The following is a 2,363-nucleotide window of genomic DNA, read 5'->3' on the forward strand; positions in this document are numbered from 1 at the left end:
GTGGTCGCCGCGCGGGTTCGAGGTCGGGTCGTCCGGCCCGGGCGGGTCGCGCGCGAGACGCGCTTCGGCGCGCGCCAGGAAGTCGGCGAGGTCCGCGTCGCGGGTCGGGCTGCCCACGATGCTCACGCCGCATCGGCCGGGGCGATGCGGTGGAAGCGGCCGCCGGCGGCGATCCCGAGCCAGGGGGCGCCGTCGAGGTCGCGTTCCTCGGCCAGGGCGACGAGGTCGTAGGTGAGCGCCCGCGTCACCAGCGCCCAGAGGCCGCGGCGGACGTGGAGATAGGGCTTGAGCGCCCCGGCCTCGCCTTGCGCGAAGCGGAGCTCGTGCTCGGCGTCGACGGGCACGAGGTCGTCGACGTTGGTGCGGAAGCTGATGCGGCGCGCCTCGCCCGCGCCGTCGACCGCCATCTCGACGGCGACGAAGGCCGCATCCTCCACCACGATCGAGACCTTCTCCACCGGCGTGACCAGGACGGTGGTGCCGTCGGGCTCGCGCCGCAGGATCGAGGCGAAGAGCTTGACCATCTTCGGGCGGCGGATCGGCGTGCCCGCGTGGAACCACGTGCCGTCGGCGGCGATGCGCATGTCGATCGCCCCGCAATCGGGCGGGTTCCAGGTCTCGACCGGCGGCAGGCCGCGCCTGGGCAGGTCGGCCAGGGCCGCGCCGAGGCGGCTCAGGGTCGGATCGTCTGAGATGGTCATGGCGCTCTCAGATAGCGTCGCCGGTCGGTCCGGGAACGGGGGGCGCCTCCGGGCGCCGGCGCAGGATCTTCCAGACGCCGGAGGCGACGCCGACGACGCGCGCCGCGTGCCGAAGCTCGCAGCGCAGGAAGACGAGCGAGCCGGTGCGCTTGATCACCTCCGGCGCCACGGTGATCCAGTCGCCCAGCCGCGCGGTGTCGACGAACTGCATCTCCATCTGGATCGTCACGCAGTTCGCCCCGTCGGCCGCCCGCATCGCGGTCTCGCCCAGCGCCCGGTCGGCGAAGCTCATCAGCATCCCGCCGTGGACGACGCCGATCAGGTTGGCGTGCTTGTCGGCGGCCCGGAACGCGTAGGCGCCGTCGCGGACGTAGACCGGGCCGACATGGGCGATGAAGCCGGTGTCGTGGATCGGCGTCCAGCCGTCGCCCTCGGGCTGCCCGGCTTCGGGATTCTGCGGTTCTTCGGTCGGCATGCGGGCGGAGTCTCGATCTCGCGGCGGGCGGTGGCGCCCGGCTTCGTGTCACGGTCGCATCGCGCCCGCCGCCTGTCACCTGTCACCTGTTACCTGCCGTTCGCGCTCATGTGCCGCGCGGCTTGGCGCGGCGGGTCGGCGGCGCCTCCAGCGGGTTCTCCGGCCAGGGGTGGCGCGGATAGCGGCCGCGCATCTCGGTGCGCACGGCGCTCCAGGAGCCGCGCCAGAAGCCCGGGAGGTCGCGGGTGATCTGCACCGGACGGTGGCCGGGCGAGAGCAGGTGGAGCACGAGCGGCGCCCGGCCGATGGTCGGATGCGTCGCCAGCCCGAACAGCTCCTGCACCCGCACGGCCAGGACGGGGCCGCCCTCGGCCTCGTAGTCGATCGGGATCCGCGAGCCGGTCGGCACCTCGACATGGGTCGGTGCCTCGGCGTCGAGGCGGGCCCGGAGGGGCCAGGGCAGCAGTCCCTGCAGCGCCTCGCCGAGGTCGCTGGCGGTGACGGCGTCGAGGCCGAGGCGGCCGAGGAGGGCGGGCGCGAGCCAGTCCTCGACCGTCCCGGCGAGGGCGCCGTCCGCCAGATCGGGCCAGTCGTCGCCTTCCGCCGCACGCAGGAACGCGATGCGGGCGCGCCACTGCGTCAGCGCCGGGGTCCAGGGCAGGCGCTCGAGGCCGAGCCCGGCGATGCCGCGGGCGAGGACCTTGGCTGAGTCGAGATCCGGCGGAACCGGGCGCGTGCGCTCGCCGAGCGTGACGGCGCCGAGACGGCGCAGGCTGCGGGCCCGCAGCGCCCGTGCCGCCGCGTCGAAGGTCACCTGCGTGACGCCCTCGATCCGGTCGGCGAAGCCGGCCTCGATCGCGTCGAGGTCGATCGCGGCGGCGGCGAGGATGCGGGCGTTGCCGGCGGCGCCGACGATGTCGGCGATGACGAGGAACGGCTCGCGGGCGAGCGGGGAGGCGGAGTCGAGGCGCCCGGCCCGGCCGTTGGCCATCACGAACTCGCCCTCGCGCCCGCGCGCCTTCGCGACCCGGTCGGGATAGGCCAGCGCCAGCAACGATCCGGCGCTCGGCTCGGGAGCCTCGCGATCGCCGGATGCCGCGGCCGACCGTGCCCAGCCCTGCGCCATCCGGCGCATGTCGGCGGCGCGCTGGCCGCGGTCGCGGCGGAAGCGCTCGACCCGGTCGGCG

Annotated in this window: 3 protein-coding genes; all 3 read right to left on the bottom strand. The window is 75.2% G+C overall.

Going from position 1 to position 2,363, the window contains the following annotated elements; translation table 11 throughout:
• Window positions 1-122 precede the first annotated feature (122 nt).
• Complete coding sequence (locus FV230_RS27340) at window positions 123-701, bottom strand: DUF1285 domain-containing protein (RefSeq protein ID WP_147844602.1); 579 nt, start codon at window positions 699-701, stop codon at window positions 123-125.
• 7 nt (window positions 702-708) lie between these two features.
• Window positions 709-1,176 carry a PaaI family thioesterase gene (locus FV230_RS27345; RefSeq protein WP_147844603.1) on the bottom strand — a complete coding sequence of 156 codons (468 nt, stop codon included), beginning with the start codon at window positions 1,174-1,176 and terminating at the stop codon, window positions 709-711.
• A gap of 106 nt (window positions 1,177-1,282) precedes the next feature.
• Window positions 1,283-2,363 (bottom strand): ATP-dependent helicase C-terminal domain-containing protein (locus FV230_RS27350; RefSeq protein ID WP_281408342.1); only part of this gene is annotated, 1,081 nt, incomplete at its 5' end.

Source organism: Methylobacterium sp. WL6 (assembly GCF_008040095.1).
Taxonomy (GTDB): Bacteria; Pseudomonadota; Alphaproteobacteria; order Rhizobiales; family Beijerinckiaceae; genus Methylobacterium.